Origin of the sequence: Belnapia moabensis DSM 16746 (genome assembly GCF_000745835.1) — a bacterium.
In the GTDB taxonomy this organism is placed as follows: Bacteria; Pseudomonadota; Alphaproteobacteria; order Acetobacterales; family Acetobacteraceae; genus Belnapia; species Belnapia moabensis.
Window position 1 is genome coordinate 15768 of sequence record NZ_JQKB01000038.1, and the last position, 26364, is coordinate 42131.

The 26364-nt window shown below is 66.2% G+C and carries 20 protein-coding genes and 2 pseudogenes; 11 read left to right on the top strand and 11 right to left on the bottom strand.

The genetic code is table 11. The features are described 5' to 3' along the window. Positions 1-19: 19 nt before the first annotated feature. Positions 20-1426, top strand: a complete 1407-nt coding sequence (locus EP26_RS19835; protein ID WP_169747433.1) for an MFS transporter — start codon at positions 20-22, stop codon at positions 1424-1426. Positions 1427-1657: 231 nt separating this feature from the next. Further along, positions 1658-1801: a hypothetical protein gene (locus tag EP26_RS35010; RefSeq protein ID WP_157033635.1), complete on the top strand. Its 144-nt coding sequence runs from the start codon at positions 1658-1660 to the stop codon at positions 1799-1801. Between the two features lie 129 nt (positions 1802-1930). Here EP26_RS35010 and EP26_RS33345 read toward each other — a convergent pair. After that, positions 1931-2990 (bottom strand): annotated as a pseudogene (locus EP26_RS33345) (IS630 family transposase). 105 nt (positions 2991-3095) lie between these two features. On the opposite strand from EP26_RS33345, the gene EP26_RS32160 reads away from it, so the two are divergent. Next, complete coding sequence (locus EP26_RS32160) at positions 3096-3380, top strand: transposase (protein WP_211259485.1); 285 nt, start codon at positions 3096-3098, stop codon at positions 3378-3380. 538 nt (positions 3381-3918) lie between these two features. Here EP26_RS32160 and EP26_RS19850 read toward each other — a convergent pair. From EP26_RS19850 to EP26_RS19860, 3 genes are read right to left on the bottom strand one after another with little or no spacing between them, the layout of a single operon-like run. After that, positions 3919-5151, bottom strand: a complete 1233-nt coding sequence (locus EP26_RS19850) for an ABC transporter substrate-binding protein (RefSeq protein WP_043341202.1) — start codon at positions 5149-5151, stop codon at positions 3919-3921. 30 nt (positions 5152-5181) lie between these two features. Then, a complete protein-coding gene (locus EP26_RS19855; protein WP_043341204.1) occupies positions 5182-6021 on the bottom strand; it encodes an aspartate/glutamate racemase family protein in 840 nt (279 codons plus the stop codon). A gap of 30 nt (positions 6022-6051) precedes the next feature. Next, positions 6052-7506 carry an FAD-dependent oxidoreductase gene (locus tag EP26_RS19860; protein WP_043341205.1) on the bottom strand — a complete coding sequence of 485 codons (1455 nt, stop codon included), beginning with the start codon at positions 7504-7506 and terminating at the stop codon, positions 6052-6054. 155 nt (positions 7507-7661) lie between these two features. Between EP26_RS19860 and EP26_RS19865 the strand changes: the two genes are divergently transcribed. From EP26_RS19865 to EP26_RS19895, 7 genes and pseudogenes are all read left to right on the top strand, one after another. Continuing rightward, positions 7662-9455 carry a flavin-containing monooxygenase gene (locus tag EP26_RS19865; protein ID WP_043341206.1) on the top strand — a complete coding sequence of 598 codons (1794 nt, stop codon included), beginning with the start codon at positions 7662-7664 and terminating at the stop codon, positions 9453-9455. 76 nt (positions 9456-9531) lie between these two features. Further along, positions 9532-10613 (top strand): annotated as a pseudogene (locus EP26_RS19870) (IS5 family transposase). 457 nt (positions 10614-11070) lie between these two features. Beyond that, a complete protein-coding gene (locus EP26_RS19875; protein WP_043341207.1) occupies positions 11071-11844 on the top strand; it encodes a carboxymuconolactone decarboxylase family protein in 774 nt (257 codons plus the stop codon). A gap of 26 nt (positions 11845-11870) precedes the next feature. Then, complete coding sequence (locus tag EP26_RS19880) at positions 11871-13073, top strand: ABC transporter substrate-binding protein (protein WP_052389405.1); 1203 nt, start codon at positions 11871-11873, stop codon at positions 13071-13073. Positions 13074-13075: 2 nt separating this feature from the next. After that, positions 13076-13966 (top strand): branched-chain amino acid ABC transporter permease, encoded by an 891-nt coding sequence (locus EP26_RS19885; RefSeq protein ID WP_043341208.1) that lies wholly within the window; start codon positions 13076-13078, stop codon positions 13964-13966. Then, positions 13963-15768, top strand: coding sequence for a branched-chain amino acid ABC transporter ATP-binding protein/permease (locus EP26_RS19890; RefSeq protein ID WP_052389406.1), 1806 nt, complete (start codon positions 13963-13965; stop codon positions 15766-15768). The genes EP26_RS19885 and EP26_RS19890 overlap by 4 nt, the downstream gene beginning before the upstream one ends. Continuing rightward, positions 15761-16471, top strand: a complete 711-nt coding sequence (locus tag EP26_RS19895; RefSeq protein WP_043341209.1) for an ABC transporter ATP-binding protein — start codon at positions 15761-15763, stop codon at positions 16469-16471. Before EP26_RS19890 ends, EP26_RS19895 begins: the two co-directional genes overlap by 8 nt. Positions 16472-16526: 55 nt before the next feature. Here the strand turns inward: EP26_RS19895 and EP26_RS19900 are convergent, their stop codons facing one another. Then, positions 16527-17216 carry an enoyl-CoA hydratase/isomerase family protein gene (locus EP26_RS19900; RefSeq protein WP_211259486.1) on the bottom strand — a complete coding sequence of 230 codons (690 nt, stop codon included), beginning with the start codon at positions 17214-17216 and terminating at the stop codon, positions 16527-16529. Positions 17217-17284: 68 nt separating this feature from the next. Beyond that, complete coding sequence (locus tag EP26_RS19905) at positions 17285-18433, bottom strand: iron-containing alcohol dehydrogenase (RefSeq protein WP_043341212.1); 1149 nt, start codon at positions 18431-18433, stop codon at positions 17285-17287. 276 nt (positions 18434-18709) lie between these two features. On the opposite strand from EP26_RS19905, the gene EP26_RS19910 reads away from it, so the two are divergent. Beyond that, positions 18710-20005 (top strand): ABC transporter substrate-binding protein, encoded by a 1296-nt coding sequence (locus tag EP26_RS19910; protein ID WP_342669115.1) that lies wholly within the window; start codon positions 18710-18712, stop codon positions 20003-20005. 477 nt (positions 20006-20482) lie between these two features. Here EP26_RS19910 and EP26_RS19915 read toward each other — a convergent pair whose 3' ends face one another. From EP26_RS19915 to EP26_RS19935, 5 genes are all read right to left on the bottom strand, one after another. Then, positions 20483-21013: a VOC family protein gene (locus tag EP26_RS19915; protein ID WP_052389407.1), complete on the bottom strand. Its 531-nt coding sequence runs from the start codon at positions 21011-21013 to the stop codon at positions 20483-20485. A gap of 88 nt (positions 21014-21101) precedes the next feature. Continuing rightward, the gene (locus EP26_RS19920; RefSeq protein ID WP_043341215.1) at positions 21102-22355 is read right to left on the bottom strand and encodes an ABC transporter substrate-binding protein; all 1254 of its coding nucleotides are present in this window, start codon (positions 22353-22355) and stop codon (positions 21102-21104) included. A gap of 49 nt (positions 22356-22404) precedes the next feature. Continuing rightward, positions 22405-24030 (bottom strand): flavin-containing monooxygenase, encoded by a 1626-nt coding sequence (locus EP26_RS19925; RefSeq protein WP_043341217.1) that lies wholly within the window; start codon positions 24028-24030, stop codon positions 22405-22407. Positions 24031-24058: 28 nt separating this feature from the next. After that, a complete protein-coding gene (locus tag EP26_RS19930; RefSeq protein ID WP_043341218.1) occupies positions 24059-25291 on the bottom strand; it encodes an ABC transporter substrate-binding protein in 1233 nt (410 codons plus the stop codon). 60 nt (positions 25292-25351) lie between these two features. Beyond that, a complete protein-coding gene (locus tag EP26_RS19935; protein ID WP_043341220.1) occupies positions 25352-26338 on the bottom strand; it encodes a Bug family tripartite tricarboxylate transporter substrate binding protein in 987 nt (328 codons plus the stop codon). Between the last annotated feature and the right edge of the window lie 26 nt (positions 26339-26364).

The following is a 26364-nucleotide window of genomic DNA, read 5'->3' on the forward strand; positions in this document are numbered from 1 at the left end:
GAACCAGGAGGAAACCACGATGAGCACTACAGCATTCGGAGTTGCCCACGGACCGACACCCACTACCGATTCCGCCCTGACTGCAGGCGGCCCTCTTGAGGAGCGGCACCTTCGCTCCCCAGCCTATCGCAATGTCGCCCAACAGCAGAAGCTGACCAGCACGCATTGGCACATCGCCTGGGCCAATGGCTTGGGCTGGGGCTTCGATGGCATGGATGGCGCGATCTTCGCGCTGGTCGCACCGATGGTCATGGCCGAATTCGCCGTCGGCCTGCCCGAGTACCGGACCGGTGTGCAGATCGCCATGCTAATCGGCATCATCGGTCTCTACCTCTGGCCCTGGCTAGCGGACCGTTACGGGCGGCGCAACTTGCTCGCAATCAACATCGCCATGTTCTCGCTGATGATGCCGGTAGTGGCCTTTGCGCCAAGCTGGGGCTTCTTCGTCGCCGCCTATGCCATGTGCCGTTTCGCACTTAACGGCGAATGGGCCATCGGCTCCATGCTGGTGGCGGAGACGTGGCCGGCACGCCTGCGTGGCCGTATCGTTTGCGCCGATCGCGCGGCCTGGGGCGTCGGCGCGGCACTGGCCGGCACCATTACCGCATTTGTCGTCGGCAATTGGGGCTGGCGCGCGGCCTTCATCCTGCCGGGCGTGGTGGCGCTGCTGGCCATCTACGTCCGCCTGCTCTGCCCGGAATCACCCTATTGGGTCCGCACCATGGACCGCAAGCGGCGCATCCGCGAACATCTCTCGCACGGCACGCGGCTGAACGAGGATGATAGCGCCTGGATCAGCAAAGCCGACAAAGTGGGCGTGCGGCAGCTCTTCCTGCCGGACATGCGGCGCAACACCGCTCTCGCCACCTTTGTCGCCACCACCAACCTGATCGCCTTCTCTACCGTTGGGCTTTGGATGCCCTTGTTCCTGAAGGAGGCGCATGGCTGGTCGGCGGCGGAGTATGGCAGCTTCTACATCGCCTGGGGGCTGATCGGCGTGGTCGGCATCGCCGGTGCCGGCTGGATCATTGATCGATTTGGCCGCCGCCTCGGCTTCCTTTTGATGCTGCTGCAGGGTGCGCTGTTCCTGACCCTCTGGGTCTATGCCGATACCAAGCCCATGCTTTGGACTTATGGCCTGCTCTGGAGTATCGGCTTCCTCGGCGTTTGGGGACCGGCGACGACCTATACAACCGAGATCTATCCGACCCGCATCCGCGGCACCGGCAACGGCTTCTCCTGGGCGGTCGCCTTCTTTATCGGCTATGTTCTCTGGCCCTTTGTTGCAGTCTGGCTTCGCGAAAGTACCGGCAGCTTCGCCGCGGCCTTCCTGCTGATTCCAGTGGTGATGCTGCTACAAGGCGCGGTGGTTTGGTTCTACAGTCCGGAGAATGCAGGCAAGGATCTCGACGGCATCCATGTCTGAACGCCGCTCCTGACTATCGGGCACCGTCTCGCCAAGCGGGCGGTCGGGGCAGCCCGGCCGCCATGGCGCTGCCCAGTGCAGGGGAAGTCCATCAGCCAAGACCGCATCGGCGCCTTGGCTGTCCGACCGCGGAGCATTGTGGCGCGACCTTGTTGCATCGATCGCCGGCCTGGGTGGCGTCGGGTAGAATGAGGCCGGGGCGAGGTCCCTCATCCTACAGGGGCATCTCTCTTGCCGTCCGAAGCGAACGCCGCTCGGCGCTACCACATCCCAAAGCAGCAGCACCGGGTGACCAACTGGGCCGAGTACGGCGCTGGCCTTCGCGCCTGCGGCAGCCTCACCGTGTGGTTTACGCCGGAGGCGGTCGAGGCCTGAAAAGGCTGAGCCACGCACTGGCCGGGGCAGCCAGCCCTCGTATTCAGCGTTGACGATCGCCACAGTTCTGACGTTGTGAGCCGTGTTCCGCTTGGCGCTGCGCCAGACCGAGGAGGCATACCAATCGCCTTAAACTTTGACCTGTGCCCAAGCGCGGGTCGTGATGGAGGTGACTTGTACTGGGCTGCGCATAAGCGCATTCCAGGCTGAGCAGCAGGCGTCGGCGATGGCGTCGTAGCTTCCCATACGCGATGACTGAGAAGGTTGGCCCGCAGGAACTCCCACAGGCTTTCGACCGGGTTCAGTTCGGGCGCAGAGCGGGGCAGCTGCAGCAGGCTGATGTTGGTGGGCAGCTGCAGCTTGGGTGAGGTGTGCCAGCCCGCGCCGTCGAGGACGAGGACAGCATGGGCTCCTACGCTCACGCCCAGGCTGATCTCCGCCAAGTGGATGTTCATGGCTTCGACATTGACGGTGGGCATTACCACTGCCGCGCCCACGCCGCGCTTGGGGCAGACCGCGCCAAACAGGTAGGCCCAGGTGTAGCGGTGATCGCGGACCGCACGCGGACGCGTGCCGCGCTTGGCCCAGATGCGGGTCCGCGTGCCCTGCTGGCCGACCCTGGCCTCATCCATGAACCAGACTTCAATGGGCGTGCCATGCGCCGCATCAGCGACCGCCGTCCTTACCAGTTCGCTGAAGCCCCCCTAAAAGCCGCTTGCGCGGCCAGGTCGCTCTGCGGATGGGAAGGGCGGACCGACAAGCGCCGGACACGGAGCTTGGTGAGCAGCTTGCCCACCGCGCGCTCGTGCAGGCTAACCTTGAACTGGCGCTCGATCCGCGCTTGCAGGTCGCGGCAGCGCCAGCGCACCACAGCATCGCGCTCCAGATCGGGCCTTTGCTCGACCGGGCGCTCCACTGTGGCCTCCTGCTCGGCCAGGAGCCGCGGCGTGGGGCCCAGTGCGCGCCGGTTCACCTGCCCTGCCAACCCCTCGGCATTGTAGCGGTGCACCCAATCGCGCAGGGTCTGCCGCTCCATGCCGCAGGGTTCGGCCGCGTCCGTGCGCGATTGCCCTTCCAGCAGCAAGGCAAGAGCCAGCATGCGTCGCGCTGCAGTCGCCTCCCGACTGCGGGCTGCGGCCTGCCTCAGGGCAGCCGCTGACAAGTCCTGCCGCGTGACTACCGCCGCCATTCCAAGCCTCCCGAATCGAACCCCCGGAGACAGCGGATCACGTCCGCAGCAAACAGCAGATCACATGCGAGGCAGTGACAACGGCGGTTGGTATTAATCGCCTCCGTGCTGCAGCTGCTCGGCCTCGACCTGCCGGTGCCGGACCATAGCACCCTGAGCCGTCGGGCCGAGACGCTGGTGGTGCCGCGGCCAGAGGCGGGGAGCGCGCCGGTGCACCTGCCGGTAGCCAGTATGGGACTGAAGCTCTGTGGCTGGGACGAGTGGCTGGAGGAGAAGCACGGCAGCAAGCGGCGCCGGGCTTGGCAAGTACTGCACCTCGCCACCGATGCCGACACTGGGCAGATCGTCACCTCGGCGCTGACCGACAGGAATGCCTATGATGGCTCCTAGGTCGGTCCGCTGCTCGACCAAGTGGACGGACTGATGGCGTTCTTCACTGGCGACGGCGCATACGACGGAGACGACGTCTAGGCCGAAGTCGCGGCGCGCCATCCCGATGCAACTGTCTTCGTGCCGCCACGCGCGAGTGCGGTGCCAAGCGATACAGCCGAGACCACACCGACGCAGCGCGATGCGCATCTGGGATGTATCGCTGAGCGCGGCCGCATGGGATGCCCGCGGGCATCTGGATACAACATTCCCGCTCTGGTGCAGGCCAATATCTCGCGCCGGAAGCGCGTGGTCGGCGATGGTCTACGTGCGCATACGGACGGACGTCAGGCAACCGAGGTGGCGATCGCGGCCAGCGTGCTGAACCGAATGCTGGATCTTGAGCGTACGAACTACGTCCGCATCACAAGGCCTGGAACAGGGCTTGAGTTCAATGCACCCTACTATCGACCCGTGCAACAGGTTACCTCTGCACCGCTAATCGCTTACAGCGATCAGAGCCAAGCGGTAACGTTACCGCTATTCGCACACAAGTCTACTAGCCGCCCCCCTGCACGAGTGAGCAACCACCTTGCGCGATCGGCCGGTAGGCTTCCTCGAGCGGAACCTGTCGGACCAAACGGTAGACATCGTACCGGCTTACCGACTCTCCTGGTGCTTTGACCTGGAACACATAGACTGGGCTGATGCGACGCCCGTCCGCCCGGATCTCTCCTCGCTCGAAAGCTAGATCCTCCGTCGGCGTCGCTTTCATGCGTGCGACCACCGCTCGGCCGTCAGTCGAATTGCCCAGTGCATCCACGGCCTTAAGGTAATGTGTCACCGCAGCATAGACATTGGCCTGCAGGTCCGTCGGCATCCGCCCGCCCATCCGTTCGGCAAAGCGCCGGCTGAAGTTGCGCGTGCCTTCGCTCAGGTCCCAGTAGAAATTGCCGACTACGATGGCGCCCTGCGTCGGCTCGAGCCCCAGTGACACGATGTCCGAAATGTAGACCGCGAGGCCGACGACGCGCTGCCCACGCCGTGTCAGACCGAATTCGGAGGCCTGCTTCATGCTATTGATGAAGTCCGCCTGCGAATTCGCCAGCGCCACCACCGAGGCGCGCGAGGCCTGGGCCTGCAGCAGCACCGAGGAGAAGTCCGTGGTGCCGAGCGGGTGGCGGACTGAGCCGACGACCTGTCCGCCCGCCCGCGTCACCGCGTCGCTGGACTGGCGCTCGAGATCATGTCCGAAGGCGTAGTCGGCGGTGACGTAGAACCAGGTGGCGCCGCCCTGCTGCACCAGTGCCCGGCTCGGCACGTTAGCCATCGACCAGGTATCGATTGAGTAGTGGATGAGGTTCGGCGAGCAGAGATCGCCGGTCAGCCGGCTGGCCACCGCCGCGGTGACCAGCGCGGCGCGGTTGGCATTGCGCGCGACCTCGCCCACGGCCAGGGCAACGGCGGAGTTGGGCAGGTCCACGATGGCGTCGACACCCTCCATGTCGAACCAGCGGCGCGCGATGGCCGAGCCGGTATCGGCGCGGTTCTGGTGATCGCCGGATAGGATCTGCACCGGCAGGCCGGCCGCGCGGCCGCCGAAATCCTCCGCGGCCAGGTTCGCCGCCACCACCGAGCCCGGGCCGGCCACATCGGCGAAGCTGCCCGACAGGTCGCTGAGGATGCCGATGCGGATCGCCTCGCGCCGCGGCGCCGGCGATTGCGCGGCCGCCGGCAGGCCGGCCGCCAGGCAGCCTGCCGCCAGAAGGCTTCCCAGGATTGCGCGTCGCATGTGTTGTCCCCTCCCTGTTGCGGCCAGCTCTCAGCGGCGGTCTGCCGCCCCCGAGAAGCTGTCCTCCGCCATGTCGGCGGCGCCTGCCGCCCGCCGGGCCGCGGCCAGCATCGCCGCCGGTGGCTGGGCGTAATTGCCGGCGCGGCTGACCTGCAGCCCGATCGAGGCCCGCGCGCCCGCCATGAACTGGGCGTAGCGGAACAGCGTGCCGAGCGCGTCCATCACCACCGCGCCGTGGCTAGCCGCCAGCTCCTGGCGCCAGACGAATTCGTTGAGGAACCCGTCACCGGGAATGACCACCTCGGCACCCATCTCCACCAGCCGGCCGCAGGCCGCGTGGAAGGCCGCGAGGAGGGGACGGGCAGCATCCTCTTCGCATTCGAGGCTGTACTCGTCGATCGGCGGGTGCATCGCCACCACGCCGGCCAGGCGCTCCCGCAGGCCGTAGCTGCGCGCCAGCTCCTCATGCCGGGCGCGCTGGCTGGCCTCCAGGGCCACCAGGCCGAAGCGCTGGCCGAGCGAGCAGGCGACGAGCATGCAGGTCTCGGACAGGCCGAGGCAGGGGATGTCCACCAGCGACCGCACGGCCCGCAGCGCCGGGTCGAAGAAGCAGCCGAGGGCGAAGGCATCGTAGCCGGCCCGCTCCGCCGCCAGGGCCGCCTCGATCACCTGCGCCTCGTTCAGATACTCCAGGTAGCAGTGGCGGATGGCGTGGATCGGCGCAACGTCGAGCCCGTAGGTCCCGGGGCGCAGTCCGTGCAGGGCGACCGCGTCCCCGGGCGGCAGCACCGCCGCGGCGTGGCGCGCTAGCGCGGCGCGGTAAACCGGCGCGCGGTCGAGGTCGCTGAAGCTCTGGTGCCAGATCCGCATGGCTACCGCGTCCTCGAGCCGGCCCGGCGGTCAGGCGGCATTGTCGCGCCGTGCCGCATGTCGGCCGGCCAGACGGCCGAAGACGAGGCCCTTCAGCACGGAGGTCGCGCCGGTATAGGTGCGGTAGTAGGTGCCGATGATCTCGCCCGCGGCATAGAGGCCCTCGATCGGAGCGCCGTCGCTGTCCAGCACGCGCGCATCGCTGTCCACCTTCACGCCGCCGAAGGTGAAGACATTGGCGGAGATGATCGGATAGGCATGGAAGGGCGGCTCGTCGACCGGCAGGGCCCAGTTAGACTTCGGCGGGTCGAGCCCCTGCGTCGCCAGGCCATCCGCCTCCAGCGGCCGCCAGTCGCCCGGCATGCAGGCCGCATTGTAGTCGCGTACTGTCGCTGCCAGCGCGGCCGGCGGGACCGCCAGCTTCACGGCCAGCGCCTCCAGACTGTCGGCCACGATCGGAGGCTGGTCGGTGCGCAGGGCGCGGCGGAAATTCGGCACGCGCTGGTGCCTGGCGTCGAGCACGACATGGGCATTGCCGTCGCGCTGCTCGAAGATCCGCCTGGTGATGCTTTCGTAATGAGCATCGACCGTGCCCGGCGCCTCGTCGGTGAAGCGGTGGCCGTCCCTGTTGATCAGGATGCCGTAGGGGAAGATGAAGACCGAGGGCTCGGAGACGCCGGAGCGGGGATCAATCGGCTCTGCATGGTAGCTGCCGAAGTCGCCCGCGGTCGCGGCGCCGAGTTCGAGCGCCATGCGGATGCCATCGCCTCGGTTGAAGTGCGCGCCCTTGCAGATCGGCCGCAGGAAGGCGGCGCGCGGGCCGATGTAGCGTGCGAGCATCTCGGCATTGCCCTCGAAGCCGCCGCAGGCGAGGACGACCCGGCCATGGAGCCGGACCGGCCCCGCTTGCCGGCTGCGGGCGAGCAGGCCGGCCACGCGGCCATCCTCATCCCGTTCCAGGCGTTCCGCCGTGGTGTCGTACAGCATCTCGACGCCGAGCGCCTCGGCGCGTGCCGCCAGCCCGTCGACCAGCGCGAGCCCGCCGCCGACCGGCAGCAGGCGCGGCTGAGACCGGGTGAGGAACTGGGTTGGCAGGAAGTCGAAGCGCAGGCCGAAACCCTTCAGCCAGGCGATGGTCGGGCCGGCCTCGTCGGCGAAGGTGGCGATGAAGCTGGGCTCAGCCATCGAGAGAGCTGCGGCATAAGCGGCGCGCTGCCCAGGCGGGCGGGCACTCTCGGCAATCAGATCGGGGTCGAGGGTGCCGCTGCTGTTCTCAGCGAGATGGGTTTCGAAGTCGTCGGTGACCTCGACCTCGCTCTTCATGCGGAGATAGGCCTCGGTGTAGCGGCTCTGGCCGCCGCGTTCCTCGGGCGGCGCGCGTTCCAGCACGGCGACCCTGGCGCCGGCCTCGGCCGCGGCGACGGCGGCGGACAGCCCGGCGACGCCGCAACCGGCCACGACCACTTCGAAACGCTTTTCGCGCATCCGGCGTTCTCCCCGGCCGGGAGCATGGCACGGCGGCGGCCAAGATCAAATGCACCGGGTGCCCGCCCATCGACGTCGCATGGACAGGCCTGATGACCCGCCTATAGTCCCCGGAGGGGGCGGCAATAACAACAACGCCTCGGGGCGAGGAGACGATGGACGATCTCGATCAATCCCTCCACGACATGCAGCTCGCGGCGCAGGCGCGGCGCCTGGCTACCGGGTGGCTCGAGGCCTTCGAGGCGGCGCTAGCGTCGCGCGATGCCGCGCGGATCAGCGCCTTGTTCCACGAGGACTCCCACTGGCGCGACATCCTCGCCTTCACCTGGCACCTGACGCCGACCGCGGGCCGGGAGGCTATCGCCGCGCGCCTGGCGGCGGAGCAGGCGCGAACCGCGGCGCACGGCTTCCACCTGCCGCAGGGCCGCAAGCCGCCCCGTCAGGTCAAGCGCCTGGGCATCGACAGCATCGAGGCGATCTTCGAATTCGCCACGGCCGATGGCCGCGGCGCGGGTCTCATCCGGCTGTCGCCCTCGCCCGAGGAAGGCGGCGCGATGCGGGCCTGGCTGCTCTCGACCACGCTCGAGGCGCTGAGGGGCCATGAGGAGAAGATTGGCGCCAACCGGCCGTCCGGCGCGGCCTATTCGCGGAATTTCGGCGGCGACAATTGGGCCGACATGCGCCGCAGGGCCATCGCCTATGACGACCGGGAGCCGGCGGTGCTGGTGATCGGCGCTGCCCAGGCGGGGCTCTCGATCGCCGCGCGGCTCAACCAGCTCGGCGTCGATACCCTGATCGTCGAGCAATGGCCGCGCATCGGCGACAGCTGGCGCCGGCGCTACCACTCGCTGGCGCTGCACAACTCGATCCACCTCAACCACCTGCCCTACATGGAATTCCCACCGACCTGGCCGAAATACATCCCGAAGGACATGCTGGGGAACTGGTTCGAGTTCTACGCCGATGCCATGGAGATCAACTGCTGGACGGAGACGACCTTCGTCGGCGGCGCCTGGGACGAGGCGGCACGATGCTGGACGGCCCGGGTGCGGCGCGCCGACGGCAGCGAGCGCATCCTGCGGCCGCGGCACCTCGTCTTTGCCAACGGCGTCAGCAGCTTTCCCAAGGTGCCGGAGCTGCCGGGCCTCGAGGAGTTCCAGGGGCAGATCATCCACTCCGAGGGCTTCGACAGCGGCGCGGGTTGGGAGGGCAAATCCGCGCTCATCCTCGGCACCGGCAGCAGCGCCAACGACATCGCACTCGACCTGCACAGCCACGGCGTGAAGACGACGCTCATCCAGCGCGGATCGACGACGGTGGTGTCGATCGACCCGAGCGCTCGGCTCAACGAGGCGATCTGGGATGAGGGCGGGCCGCTCGAGGATTGCGACCTGATCGTCTCCTCCGCCACGCCGCCGCTGATCGTCAAGGCCTATAAGTCGGTGACCAAGCGCATGCTCGAGCTCGACCGAGACATGATCGCGGGCCTCAAGGAAATCGGCTTCAAGCACGACGTCGGCGAGGACGAGGCCGGCCACCAGATGAAGTACTTCCGCCGCGGCGGCGGCTACAACCTCGATGCTGGCAGTTCCGCCCTCATGATCCGGGGCGAGATCGGCCTACTGCAGTACGACCGGATCGAGCGCTTCACCGCCGGCGGCGCGCTGCTGAAGGATGGCTCGACCGTGCCGGCCGATCTCATCATCCTGGCGACAGGCTACTACCCACAGGAGGAGCTGGTCCGCCGTGCCCTCGGCGATGCGATGCTGGAGCGCATCGGGCCGGTCTGGGGCATCGGCGAGGATGGCGAGCTGAATAACATGTACAAGCGCACGCCACAGCAGGGCCTCTGGTTCATCGCCGGCGGCCTGTCACAGTGCCGCATCAACTCGAAGTATCTCGCGTTGCAGATCAAGGCGATGGAACTCGGGAAACTCGGCCCGCTCTAACAGGTTGCTGAAATTCCCTCTCGTGGCTGGCGCCGGATCGTGATTCGCTCGCCTCTGCGGGAGGGGCGAGATCGGGATGCGCGGCAAGGACGAGGTGCGGGGTTCGCTGTTCAGCTACGTCGATCTCGAGCAGCGGATCCGCCCCGATCACCTGCTGCGGACGATCCGGGCCATCGTGAACGCGGCACTGGCGGACATGTCGGCTGAGTTCGACGCGCTCTATCCGCCGGTGGGCCGTGACTCGATCCCGCCGGAGCGGCTGCTGCGGGCGCTGCTGCTGCAGGCCTTCTACTCCATTCGTTCGGAACGCCAGCTGGTGGAGCGGATCGACTTCGACCTCCTGTTCCGTTGGTTCGTTGGGCTCGGCGTGGATGACCCGGTCTGGGACGCCACCACCTTCACCAAGAACCGCGACCGGCTGTTGGCCGGCGAAGTCGCCGCGCGCTTTCTGGCGGCCGTGCTGGCGCAGCCCAGGGTCCGCATCCTGCTCTCGACCGAGCATTTCTCAGTGGACGGCACGCTGCTGGAGGCCTGGGCCAGCACCAAAAGCTTCTGGCACAAGGACGGCTCGGGCCCGCCACCTGACGCCGGGCGCAACGGCGAGCAGGACTTCCGCGGTCAGAAGCGCAGCAATGACACGCATGCCTCCACAACCGACCCGGACGCCAAGCTGTTCCGCAAAGGCCCGCGCAAGGAGGCCAAGCTCTGCTTCATAGGCCACGCGCTCATGGAGAACCGGAACGGCCTGATCGTCGGTGCCGCCGCCACTCGTGCCTCGGGCCATGCCGAGCGGTTGGCCGCGCTGCACCTGATCGCGCCGCACGCCGACCGCCCGAACTCGACACTCTCGGCGCAGACAAGGGCTTCGACGCCCGCGACTTCGTCGCCGAACTCCGCGAGGTCAACGTCACCCCGCATCTGGCGCAGAACACCAGCGGGCGAAGCTCGGCGATCGACGGCTGCACCACGCGCCATCCCGGCTACGCCGTCAGCCAGCGCATCCGCAAGCGGATCGAGGAGGCGTTCGGCTGGGCCAAGACCGTCGCCGGGCTGCGCAAGGCCCGGCACCGCGGCCTGCCCAAAATCGACTGGCAGTTCACCCTCGCCATGGCCGCATACAACCTGGTCCGCTTACCGAGGCTGCTTGGCGCGGCGTGAGGCCCGAAGACCGCCCGTACAACGCTTATCGAGGGAAAGGCGCGGCGCACTTTACGTGCCGTTGCCGCCCCAAGAGCCCACCCATACCGGAAAATGGCCCGCTCCCGCCCTGCTGGCAGGCTTTTCAGCAGCCTGCTAAAGCATCCGGCCTGTCGATGCATCAAACGCAGAACTTCAGGCCCAACCCGGAGACCGGCTGGCGCTAACGGTTTGCTGGACGAGGTGAGGCGGCTGCTGGCCAGCCGCTGGTGATCGGCAACCGCACAGGTGGCGACATTTGTTGGCGCAGTGCCCACCCGGTGCCTACTCGCCCGCGAAGGGTGTGGGGCCCGCTGCGCCCAGCGCTATCGCCACATGGCGCAAGGGCGCTTTTCAATCCCAGTGCAATGCCGCATGCTTCTGGCCGGCCGAGGCGCGGCATACGTGTCCAGGGCCGATAGGGAGGAAACGAGCGGCCATGAGCGAGCTCTCGCCACGCCAGCGTGCGCTGAAGGAGGCGTTCACCGAGGCACGCGGCTATTGGAGCCCGGTTTGGGACCAGGTGCTCGCACTCGATCCCGACTTCTTCGAGGCCTACCTGAACTTCTCCGCTGTGCCCTGGCGACATGGCGTGCTGGAGCCGAAGGTCCGCGAGTTCATCTACATCGCTATCGACGCTTCTACGACTCATCTGCACGCTGCGGGCACCCGCACGCACATGCGCAACGCGCTGCACCTCGGCGCTACCCGCCAGGAGATCATGGAGGTGCTCCAACTCATCTCCGTGCTCGGCATCCACAGCGTGACGGACGGCGTGCCCATCCTGGTGGAAGAGATGGCCGCCGCCGGGCGCGGCGCGGAGATGCCGCAGCCCGGTGCGGGCGGCGAGCGTGAGGCGCAGCTGAAGGCGGAGTTCACCGCCGCGCGCGGCTACTGGAGCGAGCTGTGGGACCATGTTCTCGCACTCTCGCCTGACTTCTTTGAAGCCTACATGCACTTCTCCTCGGTACCCTGGCGACTTGGCATGCTGGAGCCGAAGGTGAAGGAGTTCATCTACATCGCCATCGATGCCGCAACGACGCACCTATACGCGCCCGGCACCCGCGTGCACATCCGCAATGCCATCCGGCTCGGCGCGACGCGGCAGGAGATCATGGAGGTGCTGGAGCTCACCAGCGTGCTCGGCATCCACAGCACCACGCATGGCGTGCCGATCCTGCTGGAAGAGTTGCAGGCGACCGGCAAATCCTGACGGCGAAGCGTAGGGGGAAACCAAGCATGAAGATCGACCGCAGGAGCCTGGCTCTAGGTGCCGCCGCGTTGACGCTGCCCGGCCTGGTCCGGGCGCAGTCCGGCACCATCAAATTCGGCTTCACCGCCGCGCTCACCGGCCCGTTCAACGAATTCGGCGAGGGCATCAATCGCGGCGCACAGATCGCGGTGGAGGAATGCAACAAGGCTGGCGGCATCAATGGCCGCATGGTGGAACTGGCCGAGGTACTGGACGACCAGCTGGTGCCGGATCGCGCGGTGCAGAACCTGCGTCGCATCCTCGACAACCGGGAGATCGTCGGGTTGATGTGCCCCTCGGGCTCCGGTCCCACCTTGGCAATCGCCGACATGATCCAGGCCGACGGCCGGCCAATCATCAACCCGCAGGCGCAGACGCCTACCATCGTTTACCCTAATGGTCCGGACAAGCCGCCGCGGCCCAACCTGTTTTCCATCTCTATCGGCAATTTGGTGGAGTCCGAGAAACTGGCGGCGGCCCTGTCGGAGTTTACCCGCATCGGCATCTTGCATGAGAGCACCGGTTACGGCGTGACCGGCGCCGACCTGGTGCGGCGGGAGATTATGCGGCGCAAGCCGGCCGCGCGGGTGACGGTGGAAAGCTACAACCAGCGCGCCCAGGACATGACCGCCCAGCTGGTCCGCGTGCAGCGCGCCAATGCCGAGGCGATGCTGGTCATCGGGCTGGGCGCCGACTTCGCGGTGATCCGCCGTAACATGAGCCGGCTAAACATCAATCTCGCGCTGTTCGGCGCCGCCGGCGCGGTGACGGTGCCGTATATTGAAGGTGCCGGCGACTTGGTGGCGGGTACCCGTGCGGTGAACCATGCCGCCTTTGGGCGCCGCCCGATGCATGGCGCGGCGCAAAAATTCGCCGATCTCTACCGGGCGAAGTTCGGTACCGATCGGTGGTACGGTCCCGACGCTGCCAATCCGCTCATCTCACTCGCCGGCACCGTGGGCAGCGGCTATGATTGCATCAACCTGCTGATCGACGCGATCCGTCGTGTCAACTCCACCGCCGCCGCCGACGTGGTCCGCGCCCTGGACCAGACCAAGGATTATGAAGGCGCTACGATCAGCCGCATCAGCTTCACCTCGCAGAACCACGTGGCGCTAAAGCTGGAGGATCTCGGCACCTACGAGATGCTGAAGCGCGGCGACCGTGTGGTGCTGGAGCTCCGTGACTAGAGATGGATGACTTTTTCTTCTCGCTGCTGCTGGCTGGGATCAGCGTGGGCGCGGTCTATGCGCTCATCGCGCTCGGCCTGAACCTCACCTTCTGGACGACGAAGACGCTGAATTTCGGCCAGGGTTCTTTAATGATGCTTTGCGCCATGCTCACGGTTTTCATCTCTAGCCAGGGGCTCGCCATCACGCTGGCGGTGGTGGGCAGCCTCGCCATTGTCGCGGCGCTCGGCATGTTCATTGAGCGCTGGACGGTGCGCCCCGCCTTGGAGTCCAGCGGCGGCAGCATGGGCTGGGTGGTCTCTACTCTCGGCTTCGGGATCTTCCTGCAGGGCATGGCAGCGAAGTATTTCGGCTCCCAGGCCGTAGCCTTCCCCGACGTGGTGTTCACCGCACAGGATTTCGTCACTGTGTTCGGGCAGTACATCTCTCTGCAGTACCTGGTGGTGCTGGCGGTCGCCGTCGCGCTGATCCTGGCCTTCGAACTTTTTATCCGCCGCACTGTCTGGGGCCAGGCGGTGCACGCCGTCTCGCTCGACCCGGAGCTTGCGCTGGTGCAAGGCATTCCGGTGCGGCGCCTGATCCTTGGCTCCTTTATGCTCTCCTCGATCCTGGCGGGGGTGGCTGGGGTGCTGATCGCCCAGATCGGCGGTACGGTAGACCCCGCCTTCGGCTTCGACCTGGTGCTGCTCGGCTTCGTCGCCGCGGTGCTGGGCGGCATGGGTAGCTCGCTCGGCGCGCTGGCTGGCGGGCTGCTGGTGGGGGTGATCAGCAAGCTGGTGGGCGGCTACGTTTCCACCGCGGCGGAACACGGCATCGCCTTTGCGCTGCTGATGCTGGCGCTAGCGGTACGGCCGCAAGGATTGTTTGGCCGGCCGGAGGTCAGCAAGGCATGAATGCTCTGCGATCGCGGCTGAGCGCAGTCGTCGCAGACTGGCGTGTGCAGGTGGCGCTGGTGCTGGCGCTGCTGCTGGCGGCGTCGCTGCTCTCCCCCGGCACCTTGCAGATCGCCAGCTTCGTGTTGGTAGCCGCAATCTTCGCCCAGAGCATCAACCTGCTCACCGGCCTCGCCGGACAGATCTCGCTCGGCCATGCTGGCTTCTTCGGCATTGGCGCCTATTGCACCGGCATCCTGGTGAAAACTCATGGGCTGGACGTCACGCTCGGTGTACCGGCGGCGGTGCTGCTGGCGGGATTGACTGGCTGGCTGCTGTCCTTTCCCGCAAACCGGGTGCGCGACGTCTACCTGGCGATGATGACGCTGGGCTTCGGCATGGTGTTCTTCGAAATAGTCCGAGAATGGAATGACTTGACTGGCGGTACCATGGGCCTGCCCGGCGTACCCTCAGCGGCGCTGCGCACGTTGACGATCTTGGGCGTCAAGGTTGATGGGCTTCGCTACTTCCAGCTTGTCTTGCTCATCACTGCCGGCGTTATCCTACTGGTGCGCAACCTGACGCAGTCGCGCATCGGCCGTGCCTTCTACGCCATCCAGGTCAGTGAGATCGCAGCTGGCAGCATTGGCATCCCGGCCGGCCGCACCAAGCAGCTGGCCTATGCGCTCTCGGGTGCGTTGGCGGGGCTGGCGGGGGCGCTCTACGCCCATCTGGTCGGCTATCTCGGCCCGGAGAGCTTCGCGCTGCCGCGCTCGATCGAGGTGCTGGTCATCGCCATCGTGGGCGGCCTCGGCTCCATTGCGGGCCAGGTGCTGAGTGCTGCGCTGTTCACCTTCTTGCCCGAACGGCTGCAAATTTTCGCCGAATGGCAGTTCATCGCCTATGGGCTGATCCTCACCTTCTCCCTATTGGTGCTGCCGCGCGGCATCGGCGGTCTGCTATTCGACCCGCCGCGCTTTATCAAACCGCGCGCCCTGGCCCGTGCCGCCGGGCAGCGCGCCGATGCGACGGCGCTGCGCCCAGACGGTGACGGCGCCGCGCTGGAAGCCAAGGGCATCACCATGCGCTTTGGCGGATTGGTAGCGGTGGATGACGTCTCGCTGCGGCTGGAGCCAGGGCGGATCACCGCACTAGTCGGCCCCAACGGCTCGGGCAAGAGCACCTTCGTCAACGTCGTCACCGGCATCTACCGGCCGGCCGCAGGCCAGGTGCGCTTCGGGGGGCGCGACATCACCGGCCTGCCCGATCACCAGGTGGCCACGGCCGGCGTGGTACGCACCTTCCAGGACCCGCGCCTGGTGCCGCATTTCACAGTGCGGGAGAACCTGCTGCTCGGCGCGCACCGCCAGCTGCGCCATAGCGGCCTCGCCGCCACGCTGGCGTTGCCCAGCGCCATCGCTGAGGAAGCCGTGCAGCTGGCGCTTGTGGAGGCGGTGCTGGCGCTGTCGGACCTCACCGAGGTGGCGGACCGGCCAATCGACACTCTGCCATATGGAACCCGCCGCATGGCCGAGGTGGGCCGTGCCCTGCTCGCCCGCCCACGCGTCATCCTGCTCGACGAACCCGCGGCGGGACTGTCCGAGACGGAGATGGACCGGCTCGCGCAGCTGATCCGCGACATGAAGGCGATGGGCCTCGCCATCCTGCTCATCGACCACCACATGGATTTCCTGGCGGAGCTGGTGGACGAGGTAGTGGTACTGGACAGCGGCCGGATGATCTACCGCGGTGACATCACCGGCATGCGTGGCGATGCGCAGGTGATAGCCGCCTATCTCGGCGACGAGGCCGCCCATGCTTGAGCTGCGCGATCTCTCGGTGCACTACGGCGCAGTGCGGGCACTGGAAGGCGTCTCGCTCCAGGCCGCACCGGGTGGCATCACCGCCATCCTCGGCGCCAATGGCGCGGGCAAGTCGTCATTGATGCGGGCGGTCTCCGGCATCGCACCCGTGGTCGCCGGCCAGGTGCTGCTGGATGGCCAGGACATTACCGCCCTGCCGCCGCCGGCACGGGCGCGGCTCGGCGTGGCGCACGCCATGGAGGGCCGCCGGCTGTTCCGCCAGCTCACAGTGGAGGATAACCTGAGGCTGGCCTGGAGCTTCGGCGCCCGCCGCGAGAAGCTGGCCGCATCCCTGGCCGAGGTCTATGCTCGCTTCCCCATCCTCGAGACCAAGGCGCGCACCGCCGCCGGGCTACTTTCGGGCGGGCAGCAGCAGATGCTGATCCTGTCCTGTACCACCATCCGCAACCCGCGCTTCCTGCTGCTGGATGAGCCTTCGCTCGGCCTAGCGCCGATTATCGTGCAGCAGATCTACGGCTTCATCACTGACTACGCCGCAAAGAGCGGCATCGTCGTCATCATCGCCGAGCAGATGGCGGCACTGGCGCTGAAGGTCTCGCGCCAGGGGATGGTGCTGCGGCGCGGCCGGGTGGTGCTGGCCGGCGCTGGCGAGGAGCTGCTACGCGGCCAGGACGGCACCACGCTGGCCGCCAGTTACCTGTAGGCGACCGCGCCCGACCGGCCGCGGCAGCTGACGCGCCGCGCCGGCCCTGGCAGGGCTATTCCGGCTGCTCCATCAGCGCCAGGCCCTCCATGGCCAGGCCGTAGCCCAGCAGATCCTGCATGCGCTTTCGCAGATGCTCGGTGAACATTAGCCTTGTGTAGCGTAGCAGCAGCGTTGGCTTCTGCGTCAGCAGGCGGGCGTGTTCCCATGCCCGGTCCAGGACCTGTGCCTGGGCCAACACCTCGTTCACCAGGCCGAGGGCGAGCGCCTCCTGGGCGCTCAGCGTCTGACCGGTCAGCAGGAAGTAGCGGCCGCGGTTCACCCCCATCAGCAGCGGCATGAGGATGTGCATGCCGTCGCCCGGCAGCATGCCCGACATGAAATGCGCCGAGTCCTGGAACTGCGCTGTCTCGGAGGCAAGCACGATATCCGACAGCAGCGGGATCTCGCAATGCCGCCAAGCCGGCCCGTTGATGGCGGCGATCACCGGTACCTCGATGTTCAGCAGGTTCATCAGCAGCGCGCGGCCTTCCCAGTGGACTCGGTCATAGGCCGCAGCGGTGATGCCTTGGGCTAGCGAGCGCGTCGCGGCCGTGGCGCGGAGGCCGGAGAACTCCTCGCCCGTGCCGGTCAGGATCACCACGCGATTGTCGCGGTCACGCCCCACCTCGGCGAAGGCGTCGGGTAGCTCGCCATGCGGCACCAGGCCCCAGCGCAGCGGGCCGTTGTCGGTGTGAAGGCGCATCTCCAGGATGCCATCCTCGCGCCGCATTCTGAGGCACGAGAACTTGTCGCGGTAAGTCTCAAGGCGGCTCACGCCGCGAGTTCCAGGATCTCCATGACTTGCGCCGGCCCCTCGATGGGGCGCGGGTTGCGCGGCACCCAGGGTGTGACCATGGCGCGTTCGGCGATGCGGGGGAAGGCGTCCCGCCCGATGCCGACTGCGTCCAGGCTGCGCGGCATGCCGAGCCCGGCGATCAGGGCGTGCAGCGCCTCCGCCGCTTCGCCGCCCGGGTGGCCCATGGCGGCAGCCACCCTCGCCTGGCGTTCCGCATTGGCCGCACGGTTCCAGCGCATTACCGACGGCAGCATGATGCAGGAGGTGTGCCCATGCGGGATGTCGAAAGCGGCGCCCAGGACGTAACCGATACCATGGCTGGCGCCCATCGGCACGCCGGTCGCCAGCGGCGCCATGGACAGCCAGGAGCCCAGCTGGCAATCCATTCTTGCGTCGAGGTCACCCGGGTCCGCCTTCACCCGCGGCAGGCCGGAGGCGAGCAGTCCCAGACCGTGCAGCGCCTGCGCATCGGCATAAGGCTGCGCCTCCGCGGAGCAGATCCCCTCGACGCAATGATCCACTGCGCGGATGCCGGTGGAGAGGAAAAGCCATTCCGGTGTCGCTAGCGTCATCGCCGGGTCGAGCACCACGGCGGCGGGGATGGTCCCGGGGTGATGGAACATCTCCTTCACCCGATTGCGCTCGTCCGTGACCCCAGCAAAGGCGCTGAACTCGCCGGCCGAAAGGGTGGTGGGCACCGCCACTTGGCGCAGCCTCGGTACCTGCGGCGGCGGGCCGCCAGGGCGCAGCCGGTCCATCGCCTCGGTGCTGTCTATACCATTGGCGAGGCAGAGCTGCACCGCCTTCGCCGCATCGGTGAGGGAGCCGCCCCCGACCGTGACGATCAGATCGGCGGCCGCCTCGCGCGCCATGCGGGTGGCGTCCAGCACGGCGCGGCGGGGCGAGTGCGCCGGCATGCCCTGGTATTGCGCCGCGAACCGGTAACCGAGTGCATCACGGATGCGCGCAACATGGTCGGTGTCCCGCGCGAGGGTGGCGCTTGCCATCACCAGGACGCGCGTGGCGCCCAGGCGCGCAGCCTGTTCAGCTACTGCCTGAGCCGCAGGCCGGCCGAATACCACCTCCTCCATCTGGCTGAACACCACGCGCCCGTTCCGGGTCATCGGCATTTCCTCCGTTGGCTCGGATAAGCATATCAACCTTCGCAGCTCCTGCACCATGCTGCACTCGCTTACGAGCAGCAGCATGAGGCGCCGAGAACCATCCCCATCCGGCTGAGCCGGTCGGTGGCTTGGGTGTGAATAAGCGTCGAACTGGGACCCCGCGGGATTCAGTTCACAGCTTTGATGAAACACGAAAAAAGCAGCGTAAGGTGAGGTTCCAATCAGCGCCGATCGAGACCCCACCCACTCGCCAAATTCAGCATTAAGTTTAGCTCCTTGCGGCCGCTTCCGACAGGGGTCCTGATTCGGCGCCTATTTACAGGAGGAAACGCCATGAATTTGTTACGTCGTCAGTTCCTCAGTACCGTCGGTGCGACCACAGCCCTGCCTTTGGCCGGAGCACGCGCCCAGTTCGGCAGCACGCCACCGCTTCGCATCGGCGTATTAAGCGACCAGTCAGGCCCATACAGCGGTGGCACCGGCGCCACTTCGATCGCCTGTGTCCGCCAGGCAATCGAGGAATTCGGTGCCACCTCCCGCGGCATGGCGGTGGAAGTGCTGGTCGGCGATCATCAGAACAAGGCGGATGTCGGCGCCAGTATCTCCCGACAATGGTTCGACCGTGACGGCGTTGATCTAATCCTCGACGTCTCAAACAGCGCCGTGGCGCTGGCGGTGCATGGCATCGCGCGGGAGAAGGACCGCATTCACATCAACTCCTCCGCCGCCACAGCGGACCTCACCGGCCGGGTCTGCTCGCCGAACGGCATACACTGGACCTATGACACCTGGATGCTTGCAAATGGCACCGGCAATGCCGTGGTCCGCACCGGCGGCGATAGCTGGTTCTTCATCGTCGCCAACTTCGCCTTCGGCCATGCGCTGGAGCGAGACACGGCAAATGCGGTGCGTAAGGCCGGTGGCCGGGTGCTGGGCCGCGCTGCGCATCCGGCACCGGGCACCACGGATTACTCCTCCTACCTGCTGCAGGCCCAGGCAAGCCGGGCCAAGGTAATCGGCCTGGCTCATGCCGGCGAGGATGCGGTCAACACCATCAAGCAGGCGGCGGAGTTCGGCATCGTGCGCAGCGGGCAGCGGCTTGCGGCGCTGCTGCTCTACATCAACGACGTCCACGCCATCGGCCTGCCCACCGCGCAGGGCCTGATGCTGACGGAGAGCTTCTACTGGGACCTGAACGAGCGCACCCGCGGCTTCACCCAGCGGGTCCTGCCAAAGACCGGCGGGCAGCGGCCCAACATGAGCCAGGCCGGCTGCTATTCAGCCACGCTGCATTACCTGAAGGCCGTGGCGGATATGGGCGTGGCCGAGGCGAAGCGCAGCGGCGCTGCGACCGTCGCCCGCATGCAGGCGATGCCAACCGATGACGATGTCTTTGGCCCCGGCCGGATCCGTCAGGATGGCCGCAAGCTCCACCCGGTCTATCTGTTTCGGGTCAAGACACCGGAAGCCAGCCGCGGTCCTTGGGACTACTACGAATTGATGGCTACGACCGGGACTGAGAAGGCCTTCCGGCCCCTGGCCGAGGGTGGCTGCCATTTGGTTGCCGGCTGATCCCGTAGGGGAGCCGAGGCGATTGGCTGGGCCCTGCGAACCCGCGAGGCAGGCTCAGCGAAGCACGTGGTCTCGTAAGTCTTCATCTTGTTGCGACCTTGCGATAGCTTGCCGCCGCAGCTACCGACCCGGCCATCCGGGATGAAGCAGGCGACCGGCGGCGCCGGGTCGACCAAAGGTGGCAAACGGCCACGCCGGCGGCGGGGTGCCAAGCGCGACCGCGAGATGGTGACCGCCGAGGCGGTGGTGAAGGTCGCCGCCGCCCGCGGGCTCATGGTTCAGGGGCTACCAAGACATCCTGGTGCGCGAGCTGACCCTTACGCCCGAGGTGGTGCGCTACCGACGGGGCGCTGGCTGACGCCGTCTGGTCAGACGGTGCTGGCATCATTGCCGGCGGCTTCGGTACAGGTATTGTGTTTTTACCGCATTCCTACCGGTTCGACGCAACAAGGTGGCCACCATCGCCAGTTCCTAAAGTCAGTCGCGTCCCGAACGGCCCGCCGATGAGGGCGCTGTGGGGTACCAGTAATCAGGCTCGGGCCGCTGCCACCCGGGCTCGGAATGCCGCACCTCAATGGTGGTGCTCAGGCTGGCCTCCGTGCCGTAATAGACAAACTGGCTGCCACGATAGTTTCCCTCCATAATGGCCTGCCAGCCACGGGCGGCGAACTCCGCCGTCACATCCGCCAGCGACCGGTCGCCATAATCGATCATGACGTGGTGCACGCCCTCACCATGGTCACGCAGAAACTCCCAATAAATCGATGGCCCATCGAGCGGCTGGATCAGCTCCCACATCATGCCCTTGGTCCAGGCAAGGGCGAGTTTCATGCTGTACGCCACCGCTACCCCCCGGACCTTGGTCTCGCTCAGCAGCGGCGGTGCATAGGTGTACACGCGCCACGGGCCGACCCCCAGCTTGTTGGCGTAGCTTCCGAGCGCAGTGTCCAGGTCGCGGACGACGATCCCGACTTGGATGATATTCTGGGCAAGCGGGGCCTCCTGCATCGTGCCTCCTAGCGCTTTTCCACAGAAACCGGTCATGGGACCTGCTGGATGGTGCGGCGTCTCCTAGCGGCCCCGCTGGTCGACGGTCTCAAGTCCGTACCAGCGGACATCCTCCTTCGCTGATGGGACGGAAGCCATTCTCGGGCGTGAGGGTTTCGACCACCTTGAGCATATCCCATTCGTGCCGGCTTTCAGCCGGCTTCTTTGCCTCAAGGAGATAGACCGGGTGAAGCTTGCGCCCGTCCTCGCGGACGCGGCCTGGTCCGAAGCAGTCGTCATCGGTCGGCATGGCCTTCATGCGGGCAACCACTGCGGCCCCATCCAGCTTCGCCTCCGCCACGCCCATATCCGCCACCACCTTGAGATAGTGCATAGTCGATGAGTAAATGCCGGCCGTCACCATGTTGGGATACAGCTTCGGGGTCTTCGGCTGCACCCTGGCCTGCCATGAGCGGGTCCGATCGTTCAGATCCCAATAATAGGTCGCAGCGATCTGCAGCCCCTGCGCTTCCTGCAGCCCGAGGGAGTGGACCGTCGTGTCGTAAGTCAGCAGGCCAACAATCTTCATGCGGCGGGCAATGCCGAATTCGCGGGCCTGCTTTACGCAGGTGATGAGGTCCGCGCCCGAATTGCAGAGCCCCAACACCTTGGCGCCCGATGACCCAGCCCGGAGTAGAAACGAGGAGAAATCCGTCGTCCCTGGGAATGGATGGAATACCGAACCCACAACGCGGCCTCCGCCACCCTGCACAACTGCGGTGGTGTCACGCGCGAGCTGATGGCCGAAAGCATAGTCAGCACCCAGGAAGAACCAGCTGTCGCCGCCCTGCCGCAGGACCGAGGAGCCCACGGACCGTGCCAGCATCGCGGTATCCCACACCCAATGGATGGTATTCGGACTGCATTGGGCGCCGGTCAGGTCGCTGGTTCCGGGACCCGAGGCCAAGAAGACCTTGTTCTTCTCACGTACGATCGTATTCACCGCAAGCGAGGTGGCGGAGGTGGAGACTTCCACCAGCGCGTCTAACCCATCTTGATCGATCCATCGTCGCGCAGTCGCCACCGCGACATCGGCCCGGTTCTGGTGGTCGGCGACAAGCACGTCCACATCCCAGCCACGGGCGGAGACATTGAAATCCTCCAGCGCCTGCCGCGCGCAGACCTCTGATGGCCGACTCAGATCGGCATAAGGTCCGGACAGGTCAGCGATGATGCCAAGCCGCAGACGCGGCCGGCCTGCCCCACTCACCTGGGCGCGTGCGGGTATGTTCGTTAGGGTACCGGCAGTGACCGCCGAACCCAACAGAGCCCGGCGAGTATGGTGTTTGGCTACCATCGTCATCCCTCGAGCTTTCAGGCGCCTCTTGCGCAGGACGCATCAAAATGGAGGCTCAGTCACTCAGCGCAAAACCGTCGTAGTTCCTCGCCGCAACATTGGCGCAGATCTCGCGGTAGCGTGCCATGCCACCGGCGTACGGCATGAAGATCCGCGGCTTTCCTGGTACGTTCGCTCCGAGATACCAAGAACTCGCCGCCTGCGGCAGCAAGGTCGCATTGGCGGCGTCATTGACCTGCTCAACCCATTTTTCTACGGCGTCGGTCTGCGCCTCAATACGTGCGAGTCCGCGCTTGCGCATGTGCGCAATGCAGTCAGTGATCCACTCAACATGCTGCTCGATGGCTACGGGCATGTTGCACAGCACCGAAGGGCTGCCCGGCCCGGTAATGGTGAAGAGGTTGGGAAAGCCCGCCACCTGCAAGCCGAGGTAGCTGCGCGGGCCGGCCTCCCAAGCCTTGGCCAGCGGCAGGCCACTGCGACCTTCGATGTTCAGCTTCAGCAACGGGCCGGTCATCGCATCGTAGCCGGTGGCAAAGACGATGATGTCGAGCGGATACTCCGCGTCGCGGGTGCGGAGTCCAGTCGGCGTGATCGCCTCGATTGGAGCCCGGCGGACATCGACCAGGGTGACGTTGTCGCGGTTGAAGGTGGCGAAATAGTCGGTGTCGATCGGCGGCCGCTTGGCGGCATAGGGATGGTCGATATCAGCCAGCAGCGCCGCGGTCACTGGGTCTTTCACGATGGAGCGGATCTTGTTCTTCAGGAACTCGGCCGCGGTGTCGTTCGCCGCCTTGTCCAGCAGTATATCGCGGAAGACGGCGCGGAACTGCAACCCGCCCTTGGCCCAGGCGGCTTCGTACAGCGCCTGGCGCTGCTCGGGCGTCACGTCCCAGGCCGAACGGTCCTCGATGAAGAAGGCTTGGCCATTTGTGTTGCTATGCATGATCCGACGGATCTCGGCATGGTTCTCCTTTACCCAGGCCTTGAATTCCGGCGTCAGCGGTGCGTTGTGAGCCGGCACGCTGTAATTGGCGGTGCGCTGGAATACGGTGAGGTGCGCTGCCGTTTCAGCAATGACCGGTGTCGCCTGGATGCCGGTGGAGCCGGTACCGATCAGGCCGACGCGCTTGCCGGTGAAATCTACGCCTTCATGCGGCCATTGTCCGGTGTGGTACCAATCGCCACCGAATTCCTCGAGGCCCGGAAACTTCGGCACATTGGCCGTGGAGAGGCAGCCAACGGCGGTGATCAGGAATTGCGCCGTCAGCGTCTCTCCCGCATCGGTGGTCACCGACCAGCGATTCGCCGCCTCGTCGTAGCGGGCGCCGACCACGCGGGTGCTGAAGCGGATGTCCTTCCTCAGGTCGAATCGGTCGGCCACATGGTTCAGGTAGCGACGGATTTCCGCATGGTCCGGATAGCGCTCGGTCCATTCCCACTCCTCGAAGAGCTCCTTCGAAAATGTGTAGTTATAAGCATGGCTTTCGGAGTCGCAGCGGGCGCCGGGGTAGCGGTTCCAGTACCAGGTGCCACCCAAGCCATCGCCGGCTTCCAGCACCTGTACATTCAGCCCAAGCCGGTCACGCAGGCACAGCAGCTGGTACAGGCCAGAAAATCCGGCGCCTATGACGAGGGCGTCGTACTCGCGGGCGGCAGGAGCGGGGTTCACGTCGGGCATGGCGGGACAGTTCTCCTCGGGACGATGATCAAACCAGCGGACAGCCGCCTTCGGCCATGGGCCGGAAGGCCTCCTCGGCCGGGGTGGTGCCGACAAGTTTGTAGTAGTCAAAGGGTGCCTTGGATTCCTCGGGCTTTTTCACCTCGAACAGATAAGCCGGATGCAGCTTACGGCCGTCGGCGCGGATGCTGCCGGGGCCGAAGCAGTCGTCATCGGTCGGCATCGCCTTCATCCGCAGCACCGTCTCCAGCCCGCTGGCCTTGGCCCGGACCGCGTCCATGTCGGCGACCGCTTTCAGGTAATGCAGCGTGGCGGCGTAGCCGCCGGCGTTCATTTGGTTGAGGCTGTTGCCGGCCAGCCTGCCACGCACCCGATCCATGAAGGCGCGGGTGCGATCGTTCAGGTCCCAGTAGAAGCTTTCCGCCAGCACGAGGCCCTGAGCGGTCTGCAGCCCCATGGTGTGGATGTCGGTTAGATAGGCCAGCATCAGCGCGACGCGGATGCCGCGCCGGCCCAGGCCGAATTCCTGCGCTTGCTTCACGCAGTTCACCGTGTCGTTGCCAGCATTCGCCAGAGCCAGGACCTTGGCGCCGCTGGCCTGGGCCTGCAGCATCTGCGAGGAGAAATCCGTCGTCTGCGGGAAAGGATAGCGCACCGCACCCAGCACACGGCCGCCAGCCTGCCGAACGAACTGTGTGGCGTCACGTTCGATTTGGTGCCCAAACGCGTAATCAGCGGTGATGAAGAACCAGCTGTCGCCGCCATTCCGCACCATGGCTTGGCTGGTAGACTTGGCGAGCATGTAGGTGTCGTAGGTCCATTGCACCGTGTTAGGCGAGCACTGCGCCCCAGTGAGGGCGGCGGTCGAGGCACCGGATGCCAGGAAGACTTTGTTCTTCTCTCGCGCCACACTGCTCACGGCCAGACCAACGGCGGAGTTGTTTACATCGACAATGGCGTCCACGCCACGCCGATCAAACCATTCCCGTGCGGTGTTAACGCCCACATCTGGCTTGTTCTGGTGGTCGGCCTGGAGGACCTCGACGCGCAGTTCTGGTCGCAGCAGACGCATCTCCTCCACCGCCTGTTGCACGCAGGCGAGCGTGGTAGGGCCCGACCAGTCGCGGTAAGGTCCTGAGAAATCCGAGAGAACTCCGAGCCGGATCACCGCCGATGCCTGGGCACGGCTGTGCGTCACCAGCGACGTGGAGAGGCCAGCCATGACGGCCACAATGGCACGGCGTGTCGTCGAGGGGACCATTTGTGCTGCCTCCCGGTGTCAGGCAATGGCAGCCGCCCGTTTCCGGACGGCCGGGTGGGGTCAATCGGCTCGGATATTCTTCACCCGCACGATTTCGCCGTAGACACGGTAGTCGTGCATGATGCGGGAGGTGAAATGCTCCGGCGTATCCGCCGCCGTGACCCACCCAATACCCTGCAAGCGCTCACGCAGCTGCGGGCTCTGTTGTGCCCGGCGATTGGCGTCGGCGAGGCGCTCGATCACCGCTGGCGGCGTCCCCCGCGGCACCAGCAAGCCAAACCAGTTCGGATAGACGAAGTCGCCGAAGCCGGACTCCACCATCGTCGGCACGTCAGGAAGAATGGATGACCGCTGCGCCGACAGTACCGCAATGCCTTTGAGTCGCCCGTCGCGCACAGTCTGCTCGTACATCGAAAGCGCATCAATGATAAGATGGGTGGCCCCAGCCAGCATGTCCTGGCTCGCGGGGCCGGCGCCGCGATAATGCACCGCCTCGATCTCGATGCCGGTCGCACTCTTCAACAACTCCATCACGACATGGGTGATGCCGCCCGAGCCTGTGCTGGCATAGCTGAACTTGCCAGGATTCGCCTTTAGCAAAGCAATCAACTCGGCCAGGGTGGTCACGCCGAGCTTCGGATGTGCAACCAATAGTAGATCGCCGGTGATGGCGGTGGCGACTGGCACCAGATCCTTGAGCGGGTCGACCGGCATGGTTGTGTAGGTATGCGGGTTGATGGCGACCTGCCCGACATTGACCAGCGTCAGGGTATGGCTGTCGCTCGAGCGAGCGACGAAATCCATGGCAAGATTGCCATTCGCGCCGGGCCGATTGTCAACCACAACGGGAACGCCAAGTATTTCGGCCATGCCCGGCGCTAGCATGCGGGATAGCACGTCGGTCGGTCCGCCCGGCGCGAAGCCGACCATCATCCGGATTGGCCGGTTTGGCCAGGCTGGTTGCGCCAAGGCGGGCGCCGCGAGCGCAACGCCGGCCGCAGCGCCGGCCAGCAGCACGCGTCGCCGTGCGATCACATGGTCATACATGATCGATTATTTACCCCCCTGTGAGG